The organism is Pseudomonas sp. SDO5271_S396 (assembly GCF_054071795.1).
Genome location: NZ_JBSVWB010000025.1, coordinates 15,573 through 40,529, shown reverse-complemented (window position 1 = coordinate 40,529; position 24,957 = coordinate 15,573). Strand labels below are relative to the sequence as shown.

Below are 24,957 nucleotides of genomic sequence, written 5' to 3'. Positions count from 1 at the left end.
ATCAGAACAAAGAATTGGCGCCAAAAACACAATCTCCGTAAAACTTTCCAAAAAAAGGAACCCCACTTCATGTCCATCTTCTATTTCATCCTGCTCAGTTTGCTCGCCGGTTTTGCAGTTCCTCTTCAAGCCGGCACCAACGCCAAGTTGGGTAACTTGCTTGGGCACCCGCTGTGGGCCACCGCTGTTTCATTATTGGTCAGCCTGCTGGTTCTTATCGTCGTTATTACCGTCGTGAAGGCACCGCGCCCCAATATTTCGACGGCACAAGAAGGCCCCTGGTGGATATGGATGGGGGGTGTGGCGGGTGTGTTCTATATCACGGTCGCGTTATTGATGGCGCCTCGCCTCGGTGCGTTGAACTTCATCATGGCCGTATTAGTTGGGCAACTTATCATCTCCATGCTGATTGACTATTTCGGCTTGATGGGTTTCCCGCGTCAGCCGTTCAACTTGAACAAGTTGATTGGCGCCATTGTGGTGATCGGCGGCTTTTTGATCACCACACGCAGTTAACAAAGCAATACGGGGCACCGACACAGAAGCCCGCTTCCTGTTCCCGAGTCAGGGATTGACGAACGTTTCAACTTTCATAGGTGGAAAATGACAACTCAAACTGCAACTTACGATTCCATTGGCGAGCGTTTCGAAGCCTTTACCGACACCGCCTCCCAACGTTCCGTGGAAACCGCGACGTTCTTCCACATGGTGGGCGACGTTAAAAACAAGTCCGTTCTGGACCTGGCCTGCGGCTTCGGTTTTTTCGGGCGTGAGCTGTATCGCCAGGGCGCCAGCAAAGTGGTGGGCGTGGACATTTCAGCGTCCATGATCGACCTGGCCCGCAAGGAATCGGCGCGCAACAACGAGGCCATCGAATACCACGTCAGCGACATCAGCGAACTGGGCCAGATCGGCAAGTTCGACCTGATCACCGCGGCCTGGCTGTTCAACTACGCACAGTCGCCGGCCGAGCTGGACAAGATGTTCAAGGTCGCCGCGCAAAACCTGGCACCCGGTGGCCGGGTCGTGGCCTACACCGTAGAGCCGACTTTCGAACTGAAGCGCGGCAACTTCACCAAGTACGGCGTGCACGTGCTGACCGAAGAACCCCACGAAGGCGGCTTCCGCCACCACGCCGAATTCGTCACCCAGCCGCCCAGCGCCTTCACCTTCCATCGCTGGAGCCGCGAGCTCTACGAGCACGCCATCATGAAAGCCGGTTTCTCTCGCCTGCAATGGCAGAAACCGCTCATCAGCGAAGCCGAGCGCGCCCGTTACGCCGAAGGCTACTGGGACGATTTCGAACGTAACTGCCTGCAGACCGGATTGGTCTGCACCCTCTAAAGACGGCGGGGCGCGTCACCCCGCGCCCGCCTCCTCCGTTCACCTGCCGGAACCTGCGCTATGAACCCCAATGGCTTCAATCATTGGCCCACGTTTGAGGGTCTCCTGACCGCCGACATGACAGACCGCTTCTTGATGGGCCTGCCGGAGCACTTTCAGGAAAGCCTTAACCTGAAATTACCGCTGTCGTCCTGGCGCCAGGTCGCCGAAGAGTCCGCCGAGCAGTTGGCCAGCCGAGTGGAAAACCCCACGTGCAGCCTGGCCTGGCGCTACGCCGCCGCGCAGTTGCTGGCCCAGACGGCCGACCCGCGGATCGACGTGCTCAACCCACCGATGATTCGCATCCGGGGTGGCGCCGTGCAGATCGGCCTCGCAGGCGCCGAAGTCGACCGCGTGATGCACGAGATGCGCGGGTTGGGGCTCGATCGCGACTGGATCGCCAAGGAAGTCCCGCGCCACGCCGTGCAACTGGCCCCCTATGCCATCGGTAAATACCCGGTGACCAACCTGGAATACCGAGCCTTTCTGGAAGCCACCGATCAGGTACGCATTCCCGAAAGCTGGGCGTTCGGGCAATTCCCCCACGAGCGCTCCAACCATCCGGTCTACGGGATCAGCGCCGACGATGCCGACGCCTACGTCGCCTGGTTGGCCAAAGCGAGCGGCAAGGCATTCCGCCTGCCGACCGAAGCCGAGTGGGAGTTCGCTGCGGCAGGCCCTGACAACCTGGAGTTCCCCTGGGGCCCGCACTTCCTGCCGGGCCACGCCAACACTGCCGAAATGGGCCTGTTCAGCACGACCCCGGTGGGGTTGCTGGTGGAAGGCGCCTCACCGTTCGGCTGCCTGGACATGGCGGGGAACGTCGAAGAATACGTCGCCAATGACTACGCCCCCTACCCCGGAGGCGATGCCATTACCGACGACCTGGTTACCGTTGTCGGCACCCACCGCATTGCGCGCGGTGGCAGCTTCACCCGTTTTCGAGACCTGACCCGCAATTGTCGACGCCACGGTAAGTACCCGCGCGAGATTTACGTCATGGGTTTCCGTCTCGCGCAAACCCTGTAACGACAGCTTGTTCCCTCATTCAAAACAAACACACACTCCTTTAAGGGGTGGAAGGAATTGCGATGAATAGCCTTAGTGTACGCAACCATGTTGATATCCCGTTGGACGATAGTTCCTGCCCTGGCACTTTTTATACCTTCAGCGGTTTAGAGACCGAGCACGAACATATTGTGATCAAACTCGGCCCGCCGAATAAAAACAGCCCGCTGGTGCGCATTCATTCGGAATGCCTGACCGGTGACGTGTTCAGCTCCCAGCGTTGCGATTGCGGCCCGCAATTGAACGAGTCCATCTTGCGCATGCAGGAAAGTGGCGGTTACTTGATCTACTTGCGCCAGGAAGGCCGGGGCATCGGTTTGTATGCGAAGTTGGATGCCTATCGCCTGCAAGATACCGGCATGGATACATTCGAGGCCAATACGCACCTCAACTTCCCGGAAGATGACCGTGACTTTTCAATGGCCGCCAATATGTTGAAAGCGTTGGGCGTGCATCATTGCAAACTCATCACCAACAACCCGGACAAAGTCAAAGCGCTGCAAGACAACGACATTATTGTCGACGACGTCATTCCGACCGGCGTGTTTGTCACCCGGCATAACACTCACTATCTAAAAGCAAAAGTCGACAAGAAAAACCACCTGATTAACCTGATCAAGTAATGCGGCGGCCCCGTTCAACTTCCACCGCCCACTTCTGCATTAAGGATAATGAACCATGAGACACTTTGGCCCTATCAGTGGTATCGCAACGTTCAACGATCGTTATGTCGCCACCGCCGGCTACGACAATCAGGTCATCCTCTGGGATGCCCAGACCAAGACGCCGATCCAGCGGGTCCTCCACGACCACCTGGCCAACCAGTGCGCCTTCAACGCCACCGGTACGTTGCTGGTCAGCGCCAGCAGCGACTACACCGCCCGCGTCTGGGAAATCCCGTCGCTGCGCCTGAAAAGCGTGCTGGTCGGACATGACGACGACATCGAAATGGCCGCCTTTTCTCCGGACGGGCAAACCATCGCGACCTGCTCCCGTGACCACACCATTCGCCTGTTCAACCTCAGCGGCCAGGTTCAACGGATCCTGACCGGCCATGAAGCCGATGTCATTTCCGTGTGCTGGGCGGCCGATGGCGACAGCCTGGTCTCCAGCAGCGACGACGGCACCATTCGTCGCTGGAATGCCGCCACCGGCGAGCAACTGGAAACCATCGACCTGGGTGGCGTGGAAACCGACACCATCGCCATCTCCCAGGAAGGCACCATCTTTGCCGGTGACGACGAGGGCAAGATCTCGGTCATCAGCCGTCAGGGCACCCACCTGCAACCCGCCCATGCCGCCGGTATCAAACGCATCGTCTGGAACGACGCACAACGCCTGCTGGTCAGCCTGAGCTACGACCGCTGCGTGATGCTGTGGCAACTGACCGCCGATAACCAACTGGTGAAAACGGCCCAGACCTCGCTGCCCAGCATCATCTGGCCACGCAGCTGCGCCCTGCTGGGCAACAGCCGCATTGCCTTCGTGACCTTCGGTTCCAGCTACGCCACCTGGGATTTCAGCACCCAGCAATGGGATGTGACAGGCATCGAACCGGCGATCAGCCTGAACGCCGTGGCCGTGGTGGGCAACGACATCTACAGCATCGGCGACGCCGGCATTCTGCAAATCAACGGCCAGGCGAGTACCCGTGCCGGCAGCCTGTGCAACTTCCTGCTGCCATTCGGTGACAGCGTGCTGACCGGTGGCCAGATGGGCACGGTGTTCGACGCCAAGACCGGCGACACCCTGTACCAGCACCGTTCACCGCTGAACTGCGGCACCACCTTTACCCGCAACGGCCAGTTGCATGCGGCGATCGGCACCTACACCGGCGAAGCCCTGATCTTCAACCTGGACGGGCAAACCCCACAGTTTCTGCGTGAAGTGCGCATGCACGAAAACGCGATCAAGGGCATTGCCGCCGACGAGAAATACCTGTTCAGCGTCTGCGCCACGGCGGCGGCGGCGTTCTGCCGTATCGAAGACTTCGAGCTGGAGGCCTACCTCGACAAGGCCCATGACCGTATTTCCAACGGTTGCACGCAAATCCAGGGCGGCTTTGCCAGCATCGGCCGCGACTTGAAACTGCGTCTGTGGCAGGAAGGGTTCAACGAGGTCTACGACACGCCGCATACCCACTCGATCAAGTGCATCGCGATTTCCAAGGATCAGCAATTGATCGCCACCGGCAGCTACGGCGGCACCGTCGCGGTGTTCGACCTGGCCAAGCGCTGCTGGACCACGGTGGAGAAAATCACCGCCAGCGGCATTTCCTGCCTGACCCACGACGCCGAAGGCAGCGGGTTCCTGGCCAGCGCCTATGACGGTCGCATCTACCCGATCGCGACAGGAGCTTCGGCACGGCGTCAGCTGCCATGACCCACTTCAGCGAAGTCGACTTTCAACACATGCACCATGCATTGTCGTTGGCCGAACGCGGCAGTCACTCCACCTGGCCCAATCCTCGGGTCGGGTGCGTGATCGCCCACGGGCGGCACATCGTCGGCGAAGGCTGGCATCGGCGTGCGGGCGGTCCGCACGCCGAGGTGTTCGCGCTGCGGCAGGCCGGCGCACTGGCCAAGGGCGCCACCGCCTACGTGACGCTGGAACCGTGCAGCCATGTCGGTCGCACCGGCGCCTGTCACCAGGCACTGATCGACGCCGGCATCGCCAGTGTCGTGGTCGCCCACGAAGACCCGTTCAAACAGGTCGACGGCAAAGGCATCGCGCAACTGCGCGAGGCCGGCATCGACGTCAAGGTGGGGCTGCTCAGTGCCGCGGCCAGGGAGCTGAACCGGGGGTTTCTGTCCTCGGTCAAGCGCCAGCGGCCCTGGGTGCAGTTGAAAATGGGCATGAGCCTGGACGGCCGCACTGCGCTGCAGAATGGCCAGTCGCAGTGGATCACCAGCGCTCGCGCGCGCGCCGATGTGCAGTACTGGCGTGCGCGCAGCGCTGCGATCCTGACCGGCAGCGGCACGGTGCTGGCGGACAACCCATCCCTGACCGTACGTGAGCTGGCCAGTGCCGAGGCCATCGCCCCGGTGCGGGTCATTCTCGACAGCCAGGGCCGGGTGCCGGCCACCGCCCGGGTGTTCGACGATCAGGCGCCAAGCCTGCATGTGGTGCACGAACGGCACGCGCCGGAAGGCATGTCCGACGAACGTGTACTGCGCCTGCAAGGCGACCAACAGGGCCTGGACCTGCATGCGCTGATGGAACAGCTCAGCGCCCGCGGCCTGCACGATGTGATGGTCGAAGCCGGGCCGACGCTGGCCGGCAACCTGCTGCGCGCCGGACTGGTGGACGAGTTGCTGCTGTACATGGCGCCACGTCTGCTGGGCGATCTGGCGCGTCCGCTGGTGCACTTTCCGGCGCTGGACAACCTGGCGCACTCCGTGGACTTCATCCTCTACGACGTGACCCAGCTGGGCCCCGACCTACGCCTGCGGTTGCGCCCCGATCAACTTGCGGATGCGGTATGAGTCACCACCTGCCTGACCTGCTCGCGCAACCAGTTATGGGCCTGATCGTCACGGAAACGTTGATGCCAGATCTGCACGAACGGAAAGCGCGGGATATGAAACGGCGGCGGCAATTGCACCAGGTCGGGGTTGTGCCGTGCCTCATCCAGGGTGCGGGTGGCCACGGTGAGGATCAGGTCGGTGTTGTGCAACATGCTCGGTGCCGTACGCCAGTGCGGCACACTCACCACGATACGTCGACGCAGGCCCTCGGCCCGCAGCAGGTTGTCGACCTCGCCATTGGTGCCACCGTCCATCGACACCTGGATATGCGGACGTTCCAGGTAACTCTCCAGGCGCAACAGACCGTCCTTGGGCAGCGTGCGCCGGTCCATGAGGCAGGAGAAGCTTTCTTCGAACAGCACCTCCATGGACACGTCGGTGGTCAACTGCGGGAACACCCCCAGCGCCAGGTCGATCTTGCCCTGTGCCACCTGTTCGAACATCGCATGGCGGCTGCCCTGGGTGACCATCAGCGTGGTGTTCGGTGCATAGCGGCGCAACCGCTCCAGCAGGCGCGGCAGCACAATCGCGGCGCCGTAATCGGACATCGCCATATGAAAGGTGCGCTGGGAGCTGGCGGGGTCGAAGTCGATGGACTTGCCGAACAGCGTTTCGACCTGGCTCAGAATCTCGCGCAAAGGTCCCTGGATGTTCTGCGCCAGGGCGCTCAGCGCGACTTCGTTGCCTTCGCGGATCAGGATCGGATCATCGAGCAACACCCGCAATTTGCTCAACGAGTGACTGATCGCCGGCTGGCTGAGGTGCAAGCGCGTGCCGGTGCGCGTCACGTGTTTTTCGGTGAGCAGTGCGTCAAGCACCACCAACAGGTTCAAATCGATGTTGCGCAATAACACTGTGACCATTTTTTTGAATTCCATTTCAGGGAGCGACATCCCACAAGGAGCGACCCATGCCTCAACTCAGACGAATCATTGAAACCGCGTTGTACGTAGATGACCTGGACCGGGCCAAGAGGTTCTATACCGAACACCTGCAACTGGAGACCATGGTCGAGAGCAACGTACTCGTCGCAATGAACGTTGGTCAGCAGAATACTCTCTTGCTGTTCAAACGGGGCGCCTCCGTGCACACCAAATACCTGAGCGGTGGAGAAATACCGCCCCACGATGCCAGCGGGCGGATCCATATCTGTTTTGCCGTGGACAAACAGGACATGCCCGAATGGGAACAACGCCTGCACGAAGCGCACATCGAGATCGAGGGGCGCACCGAGTGGCCCAAGGGCGGTTCCAGCGTTTATTTCCGCGATCCGGACGCCAACCTCGTCGAACTGTTGACCCCGGGCTGCTGGCCCATCTACTGACCTCTGCAAGGAATGACGCTTATGCGCCACGTCAGCCATCCACGACGTGTTGTTTCTCGGACCACCGGCGCACTGCTGATCGCCATCGTTCTGCTGCTGGGCCTCGCGTGGGGCCTGTGGCAGTGGAGCCACCCGGCGGTCGCCGCCAGCCGCGCTGCGCCGATCAAGGTCGCCATCGCTCCCGCCAGCAGCGCCCCGTTCACCCGTTACCTCGAAGCGATCGGCGAACTGGAGGCGGTGCAACAAGTCAGCGTGCCTGCCGAAGTCGGCGGACGCATCGTGCAATTGCCGATCCAGTCGGGGCAACGGGTGGAGCGCGATCAGGTACTGGTCAAGCTCAACGATGCGCCGCTGCAAGGCACCCTCGTGCGATTGCAGGGTGAAGTGGAGAACGCCCGGGTCAAGCTGGAGCGCTCGCGTCGGCTGGTGAGCGTCAACGCCACCTCGCGCGAAGCCTTCGACAATGCCCAGACCGAATACACCACCGCCCGGGGCGCCTTGCAGGAGCTCAAGGCGCAGATCGACCAACACACCATCCGCGCGCCGTTTGCCGGCACCGTCGGCATCCGCAAGGTGCACCTGGGCCAGTACGTCAACCCGGGCGACAGCCTGATCAACCTGGTGGGCGACCAGGGTTTGTACGTCAACTTCAACGTGCCGGAAAAAGCCCTGGGGCAAGTGGAAGTCGGCAGCGACCTGCAAGTCGTGCTCGACGCCCTGCCCGGGCAGACCTTCACCGCGCGGGTCAGTGCCATCGACCCGTTTCTGGACCGCTCGCGCACCTTGAGTGTCCAGGCGAAGCTCCAGGCGCCCACCCAGAATGCCTTGCCAAGGATGTTCGCCAAAGTGCGCCTGCCCCAGACATTGCCGGCCGACACCCTGACCGTGCCGGAAACCGCCGTGACCTATAACGCCTATGGCGAAGACCTGTTCGTGTTGCAGCCGCCCGCCGAAGCCGGCGCGGCGCCTACCGTGCGCCGCGTGCTGGTCAAGACCGGCGAGCGCCGCGATGGCCGGGTGGTGATTGACGAGGGGCTGCATCCCGGTGAACAGGTAGTGATTTCCGGCCAGATCAAGCTCAGTGACGGCGCCACCATCGAACCGTTGGAACACAGCGTATTGAACGAGCGCAACAGCCCCTCGGGCATGACCATGGCCGGGGAAAACCAGTGAAACTCACCGATCTCTTCGTGCGCCGTCCGGTGCTGGCGCTGGTGGTCAGCCTGTTGATCATGCTGGCGGGCCTCAAGGCCTACCTGGGCCTGCCGGTGCGTCAGTACCCGTTGCTGGAAAGCTCGGTGATCACCGTGACCACCGACTACCCCGGCGCGCCTGCCGAACTGATGCAGGGTTTCGTGACCCAACCGATCAGCCAGTCGCTGGCCTCCGTGGAGGGCGTGGACTATGTCAGTTCCTCGTCGGTCCAGGGCCGCAGCCTGATTACCCTGCGCATGGCCCTCAACCAGGACTCCAGCAAGGCCTTGAGCGATGTGATCGCCAAGGTCAACCAGGTCAAATACCGCCTGCCCGAGCAGGCCTACGATCCGGTCATCGAACGCTCGGCGGGCGATGCCACCGCTGTGGCTTACGTAGGCTTTTCCAGCGACAGCTTGTCGGCCTCGGCCCTGAGCGACTACCTCAGCCGCGTGGTGCAGCCGCTGTTCGCCACCATCGACGGCGTGGCCAAGGTCGAGACCTTCGGCGGCCAGCGCCTGGCCATGCGCCTGTGGCTCGATCCGCAGCGCATGGCCGGCCACGGCATCAGCGCCGCGCAGGTCGAGCAGGCGATCCGCGACAACAACTTCCAGGCCGCCCCCGGGCAGATCAAGGGCCAGTACGTGATCGCGTCGATCCAGGTCAACACCGACCTGATCAGCCTCGAAGACTTCCGCGACATGGTTATCCGCAATGACGGTGATCACCTGGTCCGCCTGCGGGACGTCGCCACCGTCGAGCTGGGCTCCGCCGCCTATGAAACCAGTGCACTGATGGACGCCAAACCGGCCGTGCACCTGGGCTTGTACGCGACGCCCAAGGGCAACCCGCTGCTGATCGTGGCCGATATCAAGCGTCTGTTGCCGGGCATCGAGAAAACCCTGCCTCCGGGGGTCAAGGTGGCGCTGGCCTTTGAAACCGCGCACTTCATCGAAGCCTCGATCATCGAAGTGATCGAGACGCTGGTGGAAGCCATCCTGATCGTGGTGGTGATCATCTACCTGTGTCTGGGCTCGGTGCGCAGCGTGATCATCCCGGTGGTCAGCATTCCCTTGTCCATACTCGGCGCCATGGGGCTGATGACGCTGTTCGGCTTCAGCATCAACCTGCTGACGCTGCTGGCAATGGTGCTGGCGATCGGGTTGGTGGTGGACGATGCCATCGTGGTCATGGAGAACATCCACCGTCATGTCAAAGAGGGCCGCAGTACGCTGCAAGCGGCGCTGTTCGGCGCCCGCGAGATCGCCTCGCCGGTGATCGCCATGACCATCACCCTGGCGGCGGTGTACATGCCCATCGGCCTGATGAACGGCCTGACCGGCGCGCTGTTCAAGGAGTTCGCCCTGACCCTGGCCGGCTCGGTGGTGGTGTCCGGGGTCATCGCCCTGACCCTGACCCCGGTGATGTGCGCCAAGCTCCTGCCCACCCAGGAGAGCGAAAGCACCATGGGGCGGCTGGCCGAGGGCTTCTTCCATCGTTTGTCGCGCATGTACCAGCGCGCTTTGGTGGGTTCACTGCGCGTGCGTGGGGCCATGCTGCTATTGGGCGCGCTGGTGCTGCTCAGCCTGCCGTGGCTGTACGGGCACGCCAGCAAGGAGCTGGCGCCCAACGAAGACCAGGGCAACCTGTTGCTGGCCATCAAGTCTCCGCAACACGCCAACCTCGATTACGTCGAGCGTTACGCCTACCAGTTGAGCGAAATCCTCGGTGAGCTGCCGGAAGCGGTCAGCACCTGGATCATCAATGGCAACGACGGCGTGGCCTCCAGTTTTGCCGGCGTCAACTTCACTGAATGGGCCCAGCGTGAACGCAGCGCCGCCGCGATCCAGAGCGAGCTGCAGCAGCGCGTGGACGCGGTGGAAGGCAACTCGATTTTCGTGTTCCAACTGCCGCCGCTGCCCGCCTCGACGGGCGGCCTGCCGGTGCAGATGGTGATTCGCAGCACCGAGGACTACCGCTCGTTGTACCAGGCCATGGAAGACCTCAAGACCCAGGCCCGGGCCAGCGGCCTGTTTGCGGTGGTCGACAGCGACCTGGCGTTCAACAACCCGGTGGTCCAGGTGCGTATCGACCGCAGCAAGGCCAACAGCCTGGGCATCCGCATGCGTGACATCGGCAGCACCCTGGCGGTGCTGATCGGCGAGAACTACACCAACCGGTTCGGCCTGCAAGGCCGCTCCTATGATGTGATCCCGCAAAGCCAGGCGTCGCGCCGCCTGACGCCCCAGGACTTGAACGACTTCTACCTGGACACCGACTCCGGCCGCCAGGTGCCGTTGTCTACCGTGGTCAGCCTGCATAACGTGATCGAGCCGAACAAACTCACGCAGTTCAACCAGCAGAACAGCGCCACCTTCCAGGGCATCCCGGCACCCGGGGTCAGCCTGGGCCAGGCGGTGGCGTTTTTGCAGGAACACAGCCGTGCCTTGCCGGTGAGTTTCAGCCATGACTGGCAGGCCGACTCGCGGCAGTTCATTCACGAGGGCAACGCCCTGCTGTTGACCTTTTTGTTTGCCCTGATCGTGATCTACATGGTGCTGGCCGCCCAGTACGAGAGCCTGACCGACCCGCTGATCATCCTGATCACCGTACCGCTGTCGATCTGCGGCGCGTTGATCCCGCTGGCGCTGGGCCTGGCGACGGTCAATATCTACACGCAGATCGGCCTGGTGACACTGATCGGCCTGATCAGCAAGCACGGCATCCTGATGGTCGAGTTCGCCAACGAGTTGCAGGTGCTGCACCGCTGCACCCCGGCCCAGGCGATCATCCGCGCGGCGCGCATTCGCCTGCGGCCGATCCTGATGACCACGGCGGCCATGGTCGTCGGTCTGGTGCCCTTGCTGTTTTCCTCGGGTGCCGGCGCCAGCAGCCGCTTCGGCCTGGGCCTGGTGATCGTGATCGGCATGCTGGTCGGCACGCTGTTCACCCTGTTCGTGTTGCCATCGGTGTACACGCTGATGTCGCGGGCGCACAAACCCGCCGTCGACTGGGCACTGGTCGAGCAGCAAGGCTGACGGCTGGAAACAAAAACGGGCGCCCCGGGGCGCCCGTTTTTTTGTGCTTGAAGCTTAGAGATGGGATTCGGCGTATTCGGCCAGAATCGAACGAGGGACGCCCTGCAAGGCGATGTGCACGCCGTTCGGAAAGTCCTTGAAGCGTTCCGTCAGGTAGGTCAGCCCGGAGCTGGTCGCGGACAGGTAAGGGGTGTCGATCTGTGCCAGGTTGCCCAGGCACACCACTTTGGAACCGGCGCCGGCCCGGGTGATGATGGTTTTCATCTGGTGCGGCGTGAGGTTCTGGCATTCATCGATCAGAATCAGGCTCTGCTGGAAGCTGCGACCCCGTATGTAGTTGAGGGATTTGAACTGCAACGGCACTTTGCTGAGGATGTAGTCGACGCTGCCATGGGTGTTTTCGTCATCCATGTGCAAGGCTTCGAGGTTGTCGGTGATCGCCCCCAGCCACGGCTCCATTTTTTCCGCTTCGGTGCCGGGCAGGAAACCGATTTCCTGGTCCAGGCCCTGCACGCTGCGGGTGGCGATGATGCGGCGATAGCGCTTGGTCACCATGGTCTGTTCGATGGCGGCGGCCAAGGCGAGGATGGTTTTCCCCGAGCCTGCGGCACCGGTCAGGTTGACCAGGTGGATGTCCGGGTCGAGCAGCGCGTACAGCGCCAGGCTCTGGTAGATATCACGCGGTTTCAGGCCCCAGGCTTCCTGGTGCAACAGGGGTTCCTGATGCAGGTCGAGGATCAGCAGCTTGTCGATCTGGATCTCTTTGATCCAGCCGACGAAGCCCTGTTCGTCGACGATGAACTCATTGATATGCACCGCCGGCAGGTTGTCGATCAGCTGCACCTGGTGCCAGGTGCGGCCATGGTCCTGGCGGGTTTCGACCTTGCTCACGCGGTCCCAGAACGAGCCGGTCATCATGTGATAACCCCGGGACAGCATCGACACGTCGTCGACCAGTTGGTCGGTGCTGTAGTCCTCGGCCGCGATCCCACACGCTCGGGCCTTGAGGCGCATATTGATGTCTTTGGTCACCAGCACGAGACGCAGGTCCTTGTCGCGCGCGTGCAGGTCGATCAATTGGTTGATGATCTTGTTGTCGTTCAGGTTTTCCGGCAGCAGGCTGTTGGGCTCGTGGTGCTTGCTCATCAGAATCGACAGCAACCCCTTGGGCCCGCCCTTGCCACGCTGGATCGGCACGCCGAGCTCAACGTCCTCGGGCGAAGCTTCGCCCAGGGTCTTGTCGATCAGGCGGATCGCCTGGCGACATTCGGCGGCCACGCTGTGGTGCCCGCTTTTGAGTTTGTCGAGCTCCTCAAGCACGATCATCGGGATGGCGACGTGGTGTTCTTCGAAGTTGAGCAGTGCGTTTGGATCGTGGATCAATACGTTGGTATCAAGCACATAAAGGATTGGCTGGTCGGAAGAAGGGTTACGTCCATGATCATCCATACTCGGTCACCTTTTGTGGGAGCCAGTCGACGCAATACCTGGGCGGTGCTGCGCCTCGAATCGACCGCCGAATGCACCTGAGTGACGTCAAGTGCGGGGCCCACCGAAGGAGTCTTGGAAGACGCCACCTGTGCTGCAGGTTTCGGCGATCTGACTTCGTAATACCGCAAAACCTGTGACAGGAAAAAGCACTTTGACGCTTTTTTGAAGTTTATTTTTCAGGATGACGAATAGCACTAGCCGTGTGCCAGCGTCCCCGTTAAAGTCGGAAGTCCGCCTGCATCGAACTGTCGCAATAATTCACCCCAAAAATGCCTCATCCCCAACAGGGCCGGGCACTTCGCCTTTTTAACGAAATGCTTCCCGGCAGTCCTGCCAGCCCAGGCCACTTTGTGCCGTAGCCTGCATCAGGATCGGCAACGCGACCCGCGCCTTGTCCTGGGTGTCGTGAAATACAATCACCCCTTTGCGCCACAACAGCATCAGCGTCAGCACGCGCTGTGCCGACTCATCGGCCTTGAGCTTGCCCGGTTCGTCCTGGGAGTCGATGTCCCACAACGCCACCTGCAAACCCTGAGACTGGAAAAAACCCTGGCTGTCCGCGCGGCGCTGGCCGTAGGGCGGGCGGAACAGCGGCACGTAGTTTTCCGGCATCAGGTTCTGCGCCAGCATTGCGCTGCGGGTAATCGAGCTCTGCCACTCCACCCAATGGCTGTGGGAGCGATACTGCCAGCCCTGGGTGCCCACGCACTGGCCCTGGTACAACGCCTGCACATCGGCGGCGGAACTGCGCTCCACGCGGGTCTGCAAACTGCTGCCGAGCACAAAGAAAGTGGCGTTCATTTTCTGCTTGCGCAGGTAGTCGGTGAGCCAGTCGGTATTGCCGCTGAGCGGGGCGGGGCCGCCGTCGAAGGTCAGCAGAAACAGGCGGTCGTTGAATTCGTCGCCATTACGCTCGTGGTCGCCGAACCGCGCGACTTCGCTGCTGATCTGCGGGAACAGCGCGGCCTTGCGCAGCAATTCGTCCAGATACCGCTCATGAAACACGTGGCTGGGGCCCGCCCAGCCTATATAGAAAGAGTTCTCGCTGACCTCGAACTTGCCGGCCTGCTCGCGCAGGTCGTCCATGCTTTCCACCAGGTAGCAGAACGAGGCGTCTTCCTCGCAGCTCTGCTGGGCGAAGGTGTAGTTCTCCAGCAACCGTTGCCAAAGCTGGCGACGCAGGTCGTCGATGGCGGACAGGTTGATGATCTTCAGGCCCAGGCGCTGCTTGAGCGCTGCCTCATCCTGATTTTCACTGGCCAGCAGGCTGTGGGCGAACATGAGGATTTCGGCGCGTGAGGCCACGTCGAACAGCGCCGGGCTGGCGAGTTTTTCGGGCCAGGTGCCACGGTCCAGGCTGGCCACATCCACCGGCGCCGCGTGGGCATTCAGGCATAGCAGGCAAGCCGACAACAAAAGCGCTATTCGCACACGGGGTCTCCCTCTCCAGAGTCGTCGGCCATCATAGCGGATCGTGTCTATCACCATCATAGGTGGAGTCAAAACGCCCCAGCCCCTAGAATCGCCCCACTATTACAGGAGACGACTGCATGCTGATGGTGATTTCCCCCGCCAAGACCCTCGATTTCGAGACCGCGCCTGTGACCCCGCGCTTTACCCAGCCGCAGTACCTGGATCATTCCCAGGCACTGATCGAGCAGCTGCGCACGTTCAGCCCGGCGCAAATCAGCGAACTGATGCACGTCTCCGACAAGATCGGCGGTCTCAACGCCGCGCGTTTCGGCAGCTGGACCCCGGCGTTCACCCCGGCCAACGCCAAGCAGGCGCTGCTGGCGTTCAAGGGCGATGTGTACACCGGCCTGAACGCCGAAACCTTCAGCGATGCCGACTTCAGCTACGCCCAGGACCACCTGCGCATGCTATCGGGCCTGTACGGCTTGCTGCGCCCTCTGGACCTGATGATGCCGTATCGCCTGGAGATGGGCACCAAACTGGCCAACGCCCGGGGCAAGGACCTTTACGCGTTCTGGGGCACCCGCATCAGCGAATGGCTGAACGAAGCCCTGGCCGCCCAAGGCGACGATGTGCTGCTCAACCTGGCATCCAATGAGTACTTCTCGGCGGTCAAACGCACGGCGCTGAACGCGCGGATCATCAATACCGAGTTCAAGGACCTGAAGAACGGCCAGTACAAGATCATCAGCTTCTACGCGAAAAAGGCCCGGGGCATGATGAGCCGTTTCGTCATCGACGAACGCATCAACGACCCGGCCAGGCTCAAGGAGTTCGATGTGCAGGGCTACCGCTTCAATGCGGAGCAGTCCAAGCCGGACAACCTGGTATTCCTGCGCGATCACGCACCGGAATAAGTCTCTCGAAAGCACAGATGTTCGAATGTGGGAGCTGGCTTGCCTGCGATAGCAGTATTTCAGTGACAGATGTGTCAACTGATCCACCGCCATCGCAGGCAAGCCAGCTCCCACATTTTTTATCACATTCCACCCGCCAAACTGCCATTATTTTGACGTCAAAAAATATCCTGACGCATTTCTAACGTTTCTTTCACTCGACAATTCCAAAATTTTTTCGTAGTGGCACCACTTTTTTTAAACAGTAGTGGCATAAAACTATCTACCCGTCTCAACTCCCCGCAACTATTGGCCCAAATAGCAAGTGCTATCAATATGGTGCCAGTGCCATCTTTTCCAATATTTCAAAAAATTTCAAGAAACAGGATGAGCGGCTCGGAACTTCGCCAAAACAGGCGGCTCATACCACCGGTAACGAAATTCTCTGTTTCTGTAAGAGATGACTTACATAACGACCCAAGGAAGTAGCGAAGTTGCCCCCATCAACTTTGTCTCGCGGGTTACATCATCAACTGATTGAGTTGAGGGCGGCGATAAGGACTGGTTGCTATCCCCTACAGGCCAAGGCAGCGCTTACCCAAATGTGTCAGTGATGACACCCAGGGCATTGATATTCAAAGGCTTAGCGCCTGTATCGAGACCCTGCGGCACTGGCGTCGGACCCTCCTCCCAGGGAGACCGGCTGCATTTGAGGGCAAGCCCCAATAACAAGGCCACGTTGCGCACAACTTGAGTGCAATAGTTAGTCACTCACTATTAAACATGCCTGTACGCGGTAAGTCGGCGTCTATTCGCACAACTTTCGCGGCATCAGTGACGCTTGCAAATATTAACGCCAGCCAATAATTGGCTTGATTAACAACGTCTTCAGTGACAATGAGGTAAAAGCGATGCGCATCAGCATATTTGGTCTGGGTTACGTTGGCGCAGTATGTGCCGGTTGCCTGTCTGCACGTGGCCATGACGTGGTCGGCGTAGACATCTCCAAGGACAAGATTGACCTGATCAATGCCGGCAAATCGCCGATCGTTGAACCGGGCCTGGGCGAATTGTTGAGCCAGGGTATCCAGACCGGTCGCCTGCGTGGCACCACCAACTTCGCCGACGCCATCCGCGACACCGACCTCTCGATGATTTGCGTCGGTACGCCCAGCAAGAAAAACGGCGACCTGGAACTGGACTACATCGAAGCCGTGTGCCGCGAGATCGGTTTTGTCCTGCGCGACAAAGCCACCCGCCACACCGTGGTCGTGCGCAGCACCGTACTGCCGGGCACCGTGGCCAACGTGGTGATCCCGATCCTCGAAGACTGCTCCGGCAAAAAAGCCGGCGTCGACTTCGGCGTGGCGGTCAACCCGGAATTCCTGCGTGAATCCACCGCCATCGCCGACTACGACCTGCCCCCGATGACCGTCATCGGCGAATTCGACAAAGCCTCCGGCGATGTCCTGCAGTCGCTGTACGAAGAACTCGACGCGCCGATCATCCGCAAGGACATCGCCGTTGCCGAAATGATCAAGTACACCTGCAACGTGTGGCACGCCACCAAAGTGACCTTCGCCAACGAGATCGGCAACATCGCCAAGGCCGTCGGCGTCGATGGCCGTGAAGTGATGGAAGTGGTGTGCCAGGACAAGACCCTCAACCTGTCCCAGTACTACATGCGTCCAGGCTTCGCTTTCGGTGGCTCCTGCCTGCCGAAAGACGTACGCGCCCTCACCTACCGCGCCGGCTCCCTGGACGTGGAAGCGCCACTGCTCAACTCGCTGATGCGCAGCAACGAATCCCAGGTGCAGAACGCTTTCGACATCGTCTCCAGCCACGACAAACGCAAAGTCGCCTTGCTGGGCCTGAGCTTCAAGGCCGGCACCGACGACCTGCGCGAAAGCCCGCTGGTGGAATTGGCCGAAATGCTGATCGGCAAGGGTTTCGACCTGAGCATCTACGACAGCAACGTCGAGTACGCCCGCGTCCACGGTGCGAACAAAGACTACATCGAAGGCAAGATCCCGCACGTGTCGTCCCTGCTCAACTCGGACTTCGACGACGTGATCAACAACTCCGACGTGATCATCCTCGGCAACCGTGACGAGAAGTTCCGTGCCCTGGCGCACAACGCACCGCAAGGCAAGCAAGTGATCGACCTGGTGGGCTTCATGGCCAAGGCCACCAGTGCCGGTAGCCGTACCGAAGGTATTTGCTGGTAACAGCGACGGCTAGTTCCGGGCTGCACGCGTACCTCCCCAGCGCGTGCAGCCGGGAACCTCCTTCACCTGCGGATGACGCTTATGTCCAAGTTAAAACACGTACTACTGCAATCCGCCGGCTGGCTGTTCTTCCTCAGCCTGCTGATGGGTCTCGCCCTGCTGTTGCCGGCGAGTACGTTCGACTCCGAGTCGAAGAATTTCATTTTCCTGATTGGCGCCGTGGGTATCTGGCGCTACTCGATGGGTGCCACGCATTTCATTCGCGGCATGTTGTTCCTGTACGTGGTCTACCCGCATCTGCGCCGCAAAGTGCGCAAGCTGGGCAAGGCCGCCGACCCGTCCCATGTGTTCCTGATGGTCACCAGCTTTCGTATCGATGCACTGACCACCGCCCAGGTGTACAGCTCGGTGATTCGCGAAGCCATCGACTGCGGCTTCCCCACCACCGTGGTCTGCTCGCTGGTGGAAATGTCCGATGAGCTGCTGGTGAAAAGCCTGTGGGAACGCATGGCCCCGCCTGACCGCGTGACCCTCGACTTCGTGCGCATCGCCGGTACCGGCAAGCGCGACGGCCTGGCTTTCGGTTTCCGCGCCATCTCGCGCCACTTGCCGGACGACCGCGCCGTGGTGGCGGTGATCGATGGCGATACCGTGCTCGCCGAAGGCGTGGTGCGCAAGACCGTGCCGTGGTTCCAACTGTTCGGCAACGTCGGCGGCCTGACCACCAACGAATTCTGCGAAGTGCGCGGCGGTTACATCATGAGCGAATGGCACAAGCTGCGCTTCGCCCAACGCCACATCAACATGTGCTCCATGGCCCTGTCCAAGCGCGTGTTGACCATGACCGGCCGCATGTCGGTGTTCCGTGCCCGCGTAGTGACTGACCCCGGCTTCATCGCCGACGTGGAAAGCGACTCGCTGCAACACTGGCGCCTGGGCCGCTTCAAGTTCCTCACCGGCGACGACAAATCCAGCTGGTTCAGCCTGATGCGCCTGGGCTACGACACCTTCTACGTGCCGGACGCCGCGATCAACACCGTGGAACACCCGCCGGAAAAAAGCTTCATCAAGGCCAGCCGCAAACTGATGTTCCGCTGGTACGGCAACAACCTGCGCCAGAACTCCCGCGCCCTGGGCCTGGGCGTGCGCCGTCTCGGGCTGTTCACCAGCATCGTATTGTTCGACCAGCGTGTATCGATGTGGACCTCCCTGCTCGGCCTGACCGTGGCCTTCATCGCCACCTTCAAGTACGGCGGTGCGTTCATCCTCGCCTACCTGCTGTGGATCGGCATCACCCGCCTGATCCTCACCCTGTTGCTGTCGTGCTCCGGCCACAAGATCGGCCCGGCCTACCCGATGATTCTCTATTACAACCAGATCATGGGCGCACTGGTGAAGATCTACGTGTTCTTCCGCCTTGATCAACAGTCCTGGACCCGCCAGGACACCAAACTGACCCGCGATTTGGCCAGCTTTCAACGTTGGTTCAACACCTGGTCGTCTCGGACCATGACCTTCTCCGCCGGCAGCATTTTCGTCGCCGTGTTGCTGATGATGGTCTGACAGCCAAGCCTGAATTAACTAGGAGCTACACCTATGAGTCAGAACACCATGAACAGCCAAGCAAACGTCAACGTTGTCCACGAATCCGAAGCCCAGCGCCAACATGCCCGCGTGAAAATCCCGGCCAAGCTGCGCTTCTTCAATACTGACCGCACGCCGACCGAAGCACGGGTGATCGACCTGTCCGCCGGCGGCCTGGCCTTCACCTCCACCCAGCCGTTGACCGTCGGCGAAGTGCACAAGGGCCGCCTGCAATTCGTGATCGACAACCTGGGCCTGGCCATGGACGTGGAGTTGCAGATCCGCTCCTACGACCGCCAGAGCGGCCGCACCGGCTGCCAGTTCCAGAACCTCGAACCCCAGGATATTTCCACCCTGCGCCACCTGATCACCTCGCACCTGTCGGGTGACATCGTGACCATGGGCGACGTGCTGGCGACCCTGCAACGGGACAACTTCACCAAGGCGCGCAAGGTCAAGGACACCGGCAGCGGCATGACCGCATTCGGTCGTCTGCGTGCGGTGACGTTCAGCGCAGGCATTTTTATCGTTGGCCTGGCCGCGTTCGGTTTCATCTTCAAATCGGTGTACGGCATGTACTTCGTCAGCCACGCCCAGGCCGGCCTGGTGAGTGTGCCCGGCATGAACGTGACCATGCCCCGCGACGGCACCGTGCAAAGCCTGCTCAAAGGTGACGCGGTCGCGGCCAAGGGCGCGCCATTGGCAACCTTCAGCACCAGCATGCTCGACGTGCTCAAGGGCCATCTGGACGAAGACCAACTGCAACCGGCCAAGGTCGAAGAGCTGTTCGGCAAGCAAATGACCGGCACCCTGACGTCGCCCTGCGATTGCGTGGTCGCTCAGCAACTGGTCGCTGACGGCCAGTACGCCAGCAAGGGCGACGTGATCTTCCAACTGGTGCCACGCGGCAGCCTGGCCAATGTCGAAGCGCGCTTCACCTACCGCCAGTTCGCCGACGTGCGCCCGGGCACCCCGGTGAGCTTCCAGGTGGCCGACGAAGAACAAGTGCGCACCGGCACCATCGTCAGCAGCACCAGCCTGAACAGCGCCGACCTGTCCTCCGACATCCGCGTGCAGATCAAGCCCGACGCACCGCTGGACAGCACCTACGCCGGTCGCCCGGTGGAAGTCACCAGCGACCGTGGCCCTTCGCTGAACTGGCTGATCGACAAAGCCATGGCTAACGGTCTGTAAGCAGAGGACATGCCTGTGATGACTCTCTCAAAAACACCGCTGCCCCCTGTGGGAGCCGGGCTTGCCCGCGATGGCATCGACTCGGTACACCCGACACACCGAGGTGCCCGCATCGCAGGCAAGCCAGCTCCCACAGAAAACAGATCTCACTGCGTCCTGGCCTTCTGCACATTGGCACTGGCCGTGAGCCTCGCCGGCTGCGCCGGTCTGCCCGACCAGCGCCTGGCCAATGAAGCGCTCAAGCGCGGCGACACCGTCACCGCGCAGCAGAATTACCAGCAACTGGCCGACCTGGGCTACAGCGAGGCCCAAGTAGGCCTGGCCGATATCCAGGTCGGCACCCGCGACCCGGCGCAGATCAAGCAGGCCGAAGCCACCTACCGCGCCGCCGCGGATACGTCGCCGCGTGCCCAGGCCCGTCTCGGTCGCCTGCTGGTGGCCAAGCCTGGCAGCACCGAAGCCGAACACCACGAAGCCGAAGGCCTGTTGAAGAAAGCTTTTGCCAACGGCGAAGGCAATACCCTGATCCCGCTGGCCATGCTCTACCTGCAATATCCCCACAGTTTCCCGAACGTGAACGCCCAGCAGCAGATCAGCAAGTGGCAGGCGGCGGGTTATCCGGAAGCCGGCCTGGCCCAGGTGCTGCTGTATCGCACCCAGGACACCTACGACCAGCATCTGGATGACGTGGAGCGCATCTGCAAGGCCGCGCTGAACAGCACCGATATCTGCTACGTCGAGTTGGCCACGGTCTACCAGAAAAAAGCCGAGCCGGAAAAACAGGCCGAACTGCTCAAGCAGATGGAAGCCGGCTACAGCCGTGGCACCGTCACTGCGCAGCGTGTCGACAGCGTGGCCCGTGTCCTGGGCGATTCGACCCTGGGCAAACCGGACGAAAAGACCGCCCAGGCCCTGCTGGAAAAAATCGCCCCCGGTTACCCCGCGTCCTGGGTCAGCCTGGCGCAACTGCTCTACGACTTCCCGGAGCTGGGCGACGTCGACCAGATGATGAAGTACCTGGACAACGGCCGCGCCGCCGACCAGCCCCGCGCCGAACTGTTGCTGGGCAAGCTCTACTACGAAGGCAAGTGGGTGCCCGCCGATGCCAAGGCTGCCGAAGCGCACTTCGAAAAAGCCGTGGGCAAGGAAGTGGCCGCCGATTACTACCTGGGCCAGATCTACCGCCGTGGCTACCTGGGCAAGGTCTACCCGCAGAAGGCCCTGGACCACCTGTTGACCGCTGCGCGCAACGGCCAGAACAGCGCCGACTTCGCCATCGCCCAATTGTTTTCCCAAGGCAAGGGCACCAAGCCCGACCCCGTGAACGCCTATGTCTTCAGCCAGCTGGCCAAGGCCCAGGACACACCCGAGGCCAACGACCTGGCTACGCAGCTTGAAACCCCGCTCACACCGGACCAGCGCGCCCAGGGTCAACGCCTGGTGCAACAGGAACTGGCCGCTCGCGGCACTTTGGCCCAGAGCACGTTGCAACTGCACGCCCTGGAAGAAGAAGACGGCGAGGAATCCCTATGAAGCTCAATCCATTCGTCAAGGCCGGCATTGGCCTGACCTTCGCCCTGTTGTGGTCGTGCCCGACCCTGGCAGCGCTGACCGAACAGAAAAACTTCGGCCTGGAAGTGAAAATCACCGGCCAGTCCGAAGACGACCGCGACCTGGGCACCAAGCCCGGCGGCGACGTCAACGGTATCGGCCTGGACCTGCGCCCGTGGGTCTATGGCGAAAGCGGCAACTGGAGCGCCTACGCCATGGGCCAGGCCGTGACCTCCAGCGACATCATCGAGACGGACACCTTGCAACAGTCCGCCGATGACGCCAGCGAACAATCGAGCAACGACGACCGCAAGACCAAAAAGAATTACCTGGCCCTGCGCGAATTCTGGGTCGGCTACAGCGGCTTCACGCCCTACCCCGGCGAGATCCTCAAGTTCGGTCGCCAGCGCCTGCGCAATGACGACGGTCAATGGCGCGACACCAACATCGAAGCGCTGAACTGGACCTTCGACACCACCTTGCTCAAGGCCAATGTCGGCGCCGCCGAACGGTTCAGCGAATACCGCACCGACCTCAAGGAACTGTCGCCCAAGGACAAGGACCGCCAGCACTTCTACGCCGACGCCGCCTACCAGTGGACGCCGGGCCAGTGGATCGGCGTGCGCGCCCACCACACCCATGACGACGGCAAGCTCGACTACGCCGAACCGGGCGTGGCCACCGACCCGCTGGACAAGCGCGAGAACGGCGACCTGACCTGGCTCGGCCTTGAAGCCAACAGCGACGCCTACAACTGGCGCAACACCAACACCGTCAACTACTGGGCCAGCATCACCGGCATGCAGGGCGACCGCGACACCGTCAACGCCTTGAACGCCGATGGGACCCGCCCCACCAATGCCAAGCGCAGCGATGACGTGAACGGCTGGGCCACCGACCTCGGTGTGCGCCTGCGTCTGGATCCGCAATGGCAAGTGGGTGCGGCCTACTCCCGCGCCAGCGCCGAGTACGAACAGAACGGCCTGCAAAGCAACCGCTCGAACTGGACCGGCACCCAGTCCCGCGTGCATCGCTTCGGCGAAGCCTTCCGCGGCGAGATGAACAACATGCAGTCCATGAGCCTGTTCGGTTCCTGGCAGCTGCGCGAGGACTACGACGCGAGCCTGGTGTACCACAAGTTCTGGCGTGTCGACGGCAACAAGCCGGTGGGCAGCAACGGCATCGACGCGGTGCAGAACAACACCGACGACGTGACCGGCGCGATCCTGTCCAGCACGTCCTTGCCGCTGGAAGACGGCAAGAAAGACCTGGGCCAGGAGATGGACCTGGTGGTCACCAAGTACTTCAAGAAAGGCCTGTTGCCCGCCGCGCTCAGCCAGTCGATCGATGAACCGTCGGCCCTGGTGCGTCTGCGTGCAGGTGTATTCAAACCGGGCGACGCCTATGGCAGCCAAGTCGACTCGTACATGCACCGCGCCTTTGTCGACGTGATCTGGCGATTCTGATGGGAGCCTGCGCAATGAACCCTCAAGCCCTCAAAGGCTCGGTCAGCCTGTTGGTCGCGGCCATGCTGCTTGCCAGCACTTCGGCCTTTGCCGAAGGCGCTGCGGTCAAGGCGCCGACCATCGCCAAAGAACTGCAGGAGGCCAAGACCTACACCGTTTCCAGCCCGCCGACGGCGCCGCTGGAAATGGCCAAGCCGGCCCTGCCGGACCTGTCGGGCTACACGGCCGCGGCGATGGAAAAAAAGATCGTACGCAGCAAGCCCGGCAAAATCAGCATCCGCCGCATGATGCAGGAAGACGCCCTCAAAGACTTCATCGGCGGTGACAACAAGATGGCCGAATGGGTGGTGCGCCAGCACGGCATCCCCCAGGCGATCTTCGTCGACGACGGCTACATGAACCTCAAGGACCTGTTGGGCAAGGTGCCCAAGCAGTACCTGAGCGAAACCTCGCCGGGGGTGTTCCTGGCCAAGTTGCCGATCGTGGTCGGACGCAAAGGCATCCTGGAGATCGACAAGAAAACCCAGGAACTGCGCCTGTCCCAGGAAGCCGGTTCGTTCCTGATCAACGACGGCCAGCTGTTCGTGCGTGACACCAGAATCACCGGCTGGAGCGAGAAAGCCAACGGCCCGGCGCTGTTCAAGTCGCCCAAGGAATTCCGTCCGTTCCTGCTGGCCTGGGGTGGCACCGAGACCTACGTGGCCAACAGCAAGATGGCCAGCTTCGGCTACGCCAACAGTAAGTCGTACGGGGTGAGTATTTCCCAGTACACGCCGAACATGGCCAAGGTGCTCAAGCGTCCGGAACCCACCGGCTGGATCATCGATTCCGAGTTCTCGGACATGTGGTACGGCTTTTACTGCTACGAAACCACGGGCTTCGTGATCAAGGGCAATACCTACAAGGACAACATTGTCTATGGCATCGACCCCCACGACCGTTCCCACGGCCTGATCATCGCCGACAACACTGTCTACGGCACCAAGAAGAAGCACGGCATCATCATTTCGCGGGAAGTGAACGACAGCTTCATCTTCAACAACCGCAGCTACGACAACCACCTGTCGGGCTTGGTGATCGACCGGAACAGCGTGAACAACCTGATCGCCGACAACGAGATCTACCGCAACCACACCGACGGCATCACCCTCTACGAGAGTGCCGACAACCTGCTGTGGGGCAACAAGGTGATCAGCAACCGTCGCCACGGCATCCGGGTGCGTAACAGCGTGAACATCAAGCTGTATGAGAACACCGCCATGGCCAACGGCCTGACCGGCGTGTACGGCCACATCAAGGACTTGACCGACACCGACCGCGACATCGCGCTCGACCCGTTCGACGCCAAGGTCTCGCTGATCCTGGTGGGCGGCGAGCTGGCCGGCAACGGCAGCGGCCCGCTGTCCATCGACTCGCCCTTGAGCATCGAGCTGTACCGCGTGTCGATGCTGGCACCGACCAAATCCAGCGGTATCAGCTTCTCCGGCGTCCTTGGTGATCGCCAGGAAGAGATTCTCGACCTGCTGGTGCGCCAGCAGAAAGCCGTGCTGATCGACCCTGTCGAACGCCAGACCGAAATGCAGGACTGAGGATGACCCTT

19 protein-coding genes are annotated in these 24,957 nt (G+C 61.4%); 16 read left to right on the top strand and 3 right to left on the bottom strand.

What is annotated here, in order from left to right; all coding sequences use genetic code 11:
• Positions 1-69: 69 nt before the first annotated feature.
• The 6 genes from ACW9IN_RS17585 (at position 70) to ribD (ending at position 5,936) form a co-directional block, all read left to right on the top strand.
• Positions 70-516 carry a DMT family transporter gene (locus ACW9IN_RS17585; protein ID WP_457367078.1) on the top strand — a complete coding sequence of 149 codons (447 nt, stop codon included), beginning with the start codon at positions 70-72 and terminating at the stop codon, positions 514-516.
• 87 nt (positions 517-603) lie between these two features.
• Positions 604-1,344 carry a class I SAM-dependent methyltransferase gene (locus ACW9IN_RS17580; RefSeq protein ID WP_457367077.1) on the top strand — a complete coding sequence of 247 codons (741 nt, stop codon included), beginning with the start codon at positions 604-606 and terminating at the stop codon, positions 1,342-1,344.
• 60 nt (positions 1,345-1,404) lie between these two features.
• Positions 1,405-2,412 (top strand): formylglycine-generating enzyme family protein, encoded by a 1,008-nt coding sequence (locus tag ACW9IN_RS17575; RefSeq protein ID WP_457367076.1) that lies wholly within the window; start codon positions 1,405-1,407, stop codon positions 2,410-2,412.
• Positions 2,413-2,474: 62 nt separating this feature from the next.
• On the top strand, positions 2,475-3,074 hold the full coding sequence (locus tag ACW9IN_RS17570; RefSeq protein WP_457367075.1) for a GTP cyclohydrolase II: 600 nt from the start codon (positions 2,475-2,477) through the stop codon (positions 3,072-3,074).
• A gap of 55 nt (positions 3,075-3,129) precedes the next feature.
• Positions 3,130-4,833: a WD40 repeat domain-containing protein gene (locus ACW9IN_RS17565; RefSeq protein ID WP_457367074.1), complete on the top strand. Its 1,704-nt coding sequence runs from the start codon at positions 3,130-3,132 to the stop codon at positions 4,831-4,833.
• Positions 4,830-5,936 carry a bifunctional diaminohydroxyphosphoribosylaminopyrimidine deaminase/5-amino-6-(5-phosphoribosylamino)uracil reductase RibD gene (gene ribD, locus ACW9IN_RS17560; RefSeq protein WP_457367073.1) on the top strand — a complete coding sequence of 369 codons (1,107 nt, stop codon included), beginning with the start codon at positions 4,830-4,832 and terminating at the stop codon, positions 5,934-5,936. The genes ACW9IN_RS17565 and ribD overlap by 4 nt, the downstream gene beginning before the upstream one ends.
• On the opposite strand, the gene ACW9IN_RS17555 is transcribed toward ribD, so the two are convergent.
• A complete protein-coding gene (locus tag ACW9IN_RS17555; RefSeq protein ID WP_457367072.1) occupies positions 5,915-6,841 on the bottom strand; it encodes a LysR family transcriptional regulator in 927 nt (308 codons plus the stop codon). The genes ribD and ACW9IN_RS17555 overlap by 22 nt on opposite strands.
• Positions 6,842-6,888: 47 nt before the next feature.
• On the opposite strand from ACW9IN_RS17555, the gene ACW9IN_RS17550 reads away from it, so the two are divergent.
• From ACW9IN_RS17550 to ACW9IN_RS17540, 3 genes are read left to right on the top strand one after another with little or no spacing between them, the layout of a single operon-like run.
• Complete coding sequence (locus ACW9IN_RS17550) at positions 6,889-7,302, top strand: VOC family protein (RefSeq protein WP_457367071.1); 414 nt, start codon at positions 6,889-6,891, stop codon at positions 7,300-7,302.
• Positions 7,303-7,323: 21 nt separating this feature from the next.
• Positions 7,324-8,475, top strand: a complete 1,152-nt coding sequence (locus ACW9IN_RS17545; RefSeq protein ID WP_457367070.1) for an efflux RND transporter periplasmic adaptor subunit — start codon at positions 7,324-7,326, stop codon at positions 8,473-8,475.
• Positions 8,472-11,534 carry a MexW/MexI family multidrug efflux RND transporter permease subunit gene (locus ACW9IN_RS17540; protein WP_457367069.1) on the top strand — a complete coding sequence of 1,021 codons (3,063 nt, stop codon included), beginning with the start codon at positions 8,472-8,474 and terminating at the stop codon, positions 11,532-11,534. Before ACW9IN_RS17545 ends, ACW9IN_RS17540 begins: the two co-directional genes overlap by 4 nt.
• Positions 11,535-11,588: 54 nt before the next feature.
• Here ACW9IN_RS17540 and ACW9IN_RS17535 read toward each other — a convergent pair whose 3' ends face one another.
• Positions 11,589-12,983, bottom strand: a complete 1,395-nt coding sequence (locus ACW9IN_RS17535) for a PhoH family protein (RefSeq protein WP_457367068.1) — start codon at positions 12,981-12,983, stop codon at positions 11,589-11,591.
• 348 nt (positions 12,984-13,331) lie between these two features.
• Positions 13,332-14,456: a polysaccharide deacetylase family protein gene (locus ACW9IN_RS17530; protein ID WP_457367067.1), complete on the bottom strand. Its 1,125-nt coding sequence runs from the start codon at positions 14,454-14,456 to the stop codon at positions 13,332-13,334.
• A 119-nt stretch (positions 14,457-14,575) separates the two neighbouring features.
• On the opposite strand from ACW9IN_RS17530, the gene yaaA reads away from it, so the two are divergent.
• The 7 genes from yaaA (at position 14,576) to algG (ending at position 24,946) form a co-directional block, all read left to right on the top strand.
• The gene (yaaA, locus tag ACW9IN_RS17525) at positions 14,576-15,355 is read left to right on the top strand and encodes a peroxide stress protein YaaA (RefSeq protein ID WP_457367066.1); all 780 of its coding nucleotides are present in this window, start codon (positions 14,576-14,578) and stop codon (positions 15,353-15,355) included.
• An 890-nt stretch (positions 15,356-16,245) separates the two neighbouring features.
• Complete coding sequence (locus ACW9IN_RS17520) at positions 16,246-17,562, top strand: nucleotide sugar dehydrogenase (RefSeq protein ID WP_457367065.1); 1,317 nt, start codon at positions 16,246-16,248, stop codon at positions 17,560-17,562.
• 81 nt (positions 17,563-17,643) lie between these two features.
• Positions 17,644-19,125 (top strand): mannuronan synthase, encoded by a 1,482-nt coding sequence (alg8, locus tag ACW9IN_RS17515; protein ID WP_457367064.1) that lies wholly within the window; start codon positions 17,644-17,646, stop codon positions 19,123-19,125.
• A gap of 48 nt (positions 19,126-19,173) precedes the next feature.
• On the top strand, positions 19,174-20,340 hold the full coding sequence (locus ACW9IN_RS17510) for a PilZ domain-containing protein (protein ID WP_457367123.1): 1,167 nt from the start codon (positions 19,174-19,176) through the stop codon (positions 20,338-20,340).
• An 18-nt stretch (positions 20,341-20,358) separates the two neighbouring features.
• Complete coding sequence (gene algK / locus ACW9IN_RS17505; RefSeq protein WP_457367063.1) at positions 20,359-21,873, top strand: alginate biosynthesis TPR repeat lipoprotein AlgK; 1,515 nt, start codon at positions 20,359-20,361, stop codon at positions 21,871-21,873.
• Entirely contained in the window at positions 21,870-23,357 is a 1,488-nt protein-coding gene (locus tag ACW9IN_RS17500) for an alginate export family protein (protein ID WP_457367062.1), read from the top strand. The genes algK and ACW9IN_RS17500 overlap by 4 nt, the downstream gene beginning before the upstream one ends.
• Positions 23,357-24,946: a mannuronan 5-epimerase AlgG gene (algG, locus tag ACW9IN_RS17495; RefSeq protein WP_457367061.1), complete on the top strand. Its 1,590-nt coding sequence runs from the start codon at positions 23,357-23,359 to the stop codon at positions 24,944-24,946. The genes ACW9IN_RS17500 and algG overlap by 1 nt, the downstream gene beginning before the upstream one ends.
• Positions 24,947-24,957 lie beyond the last annotated feature (11 nt).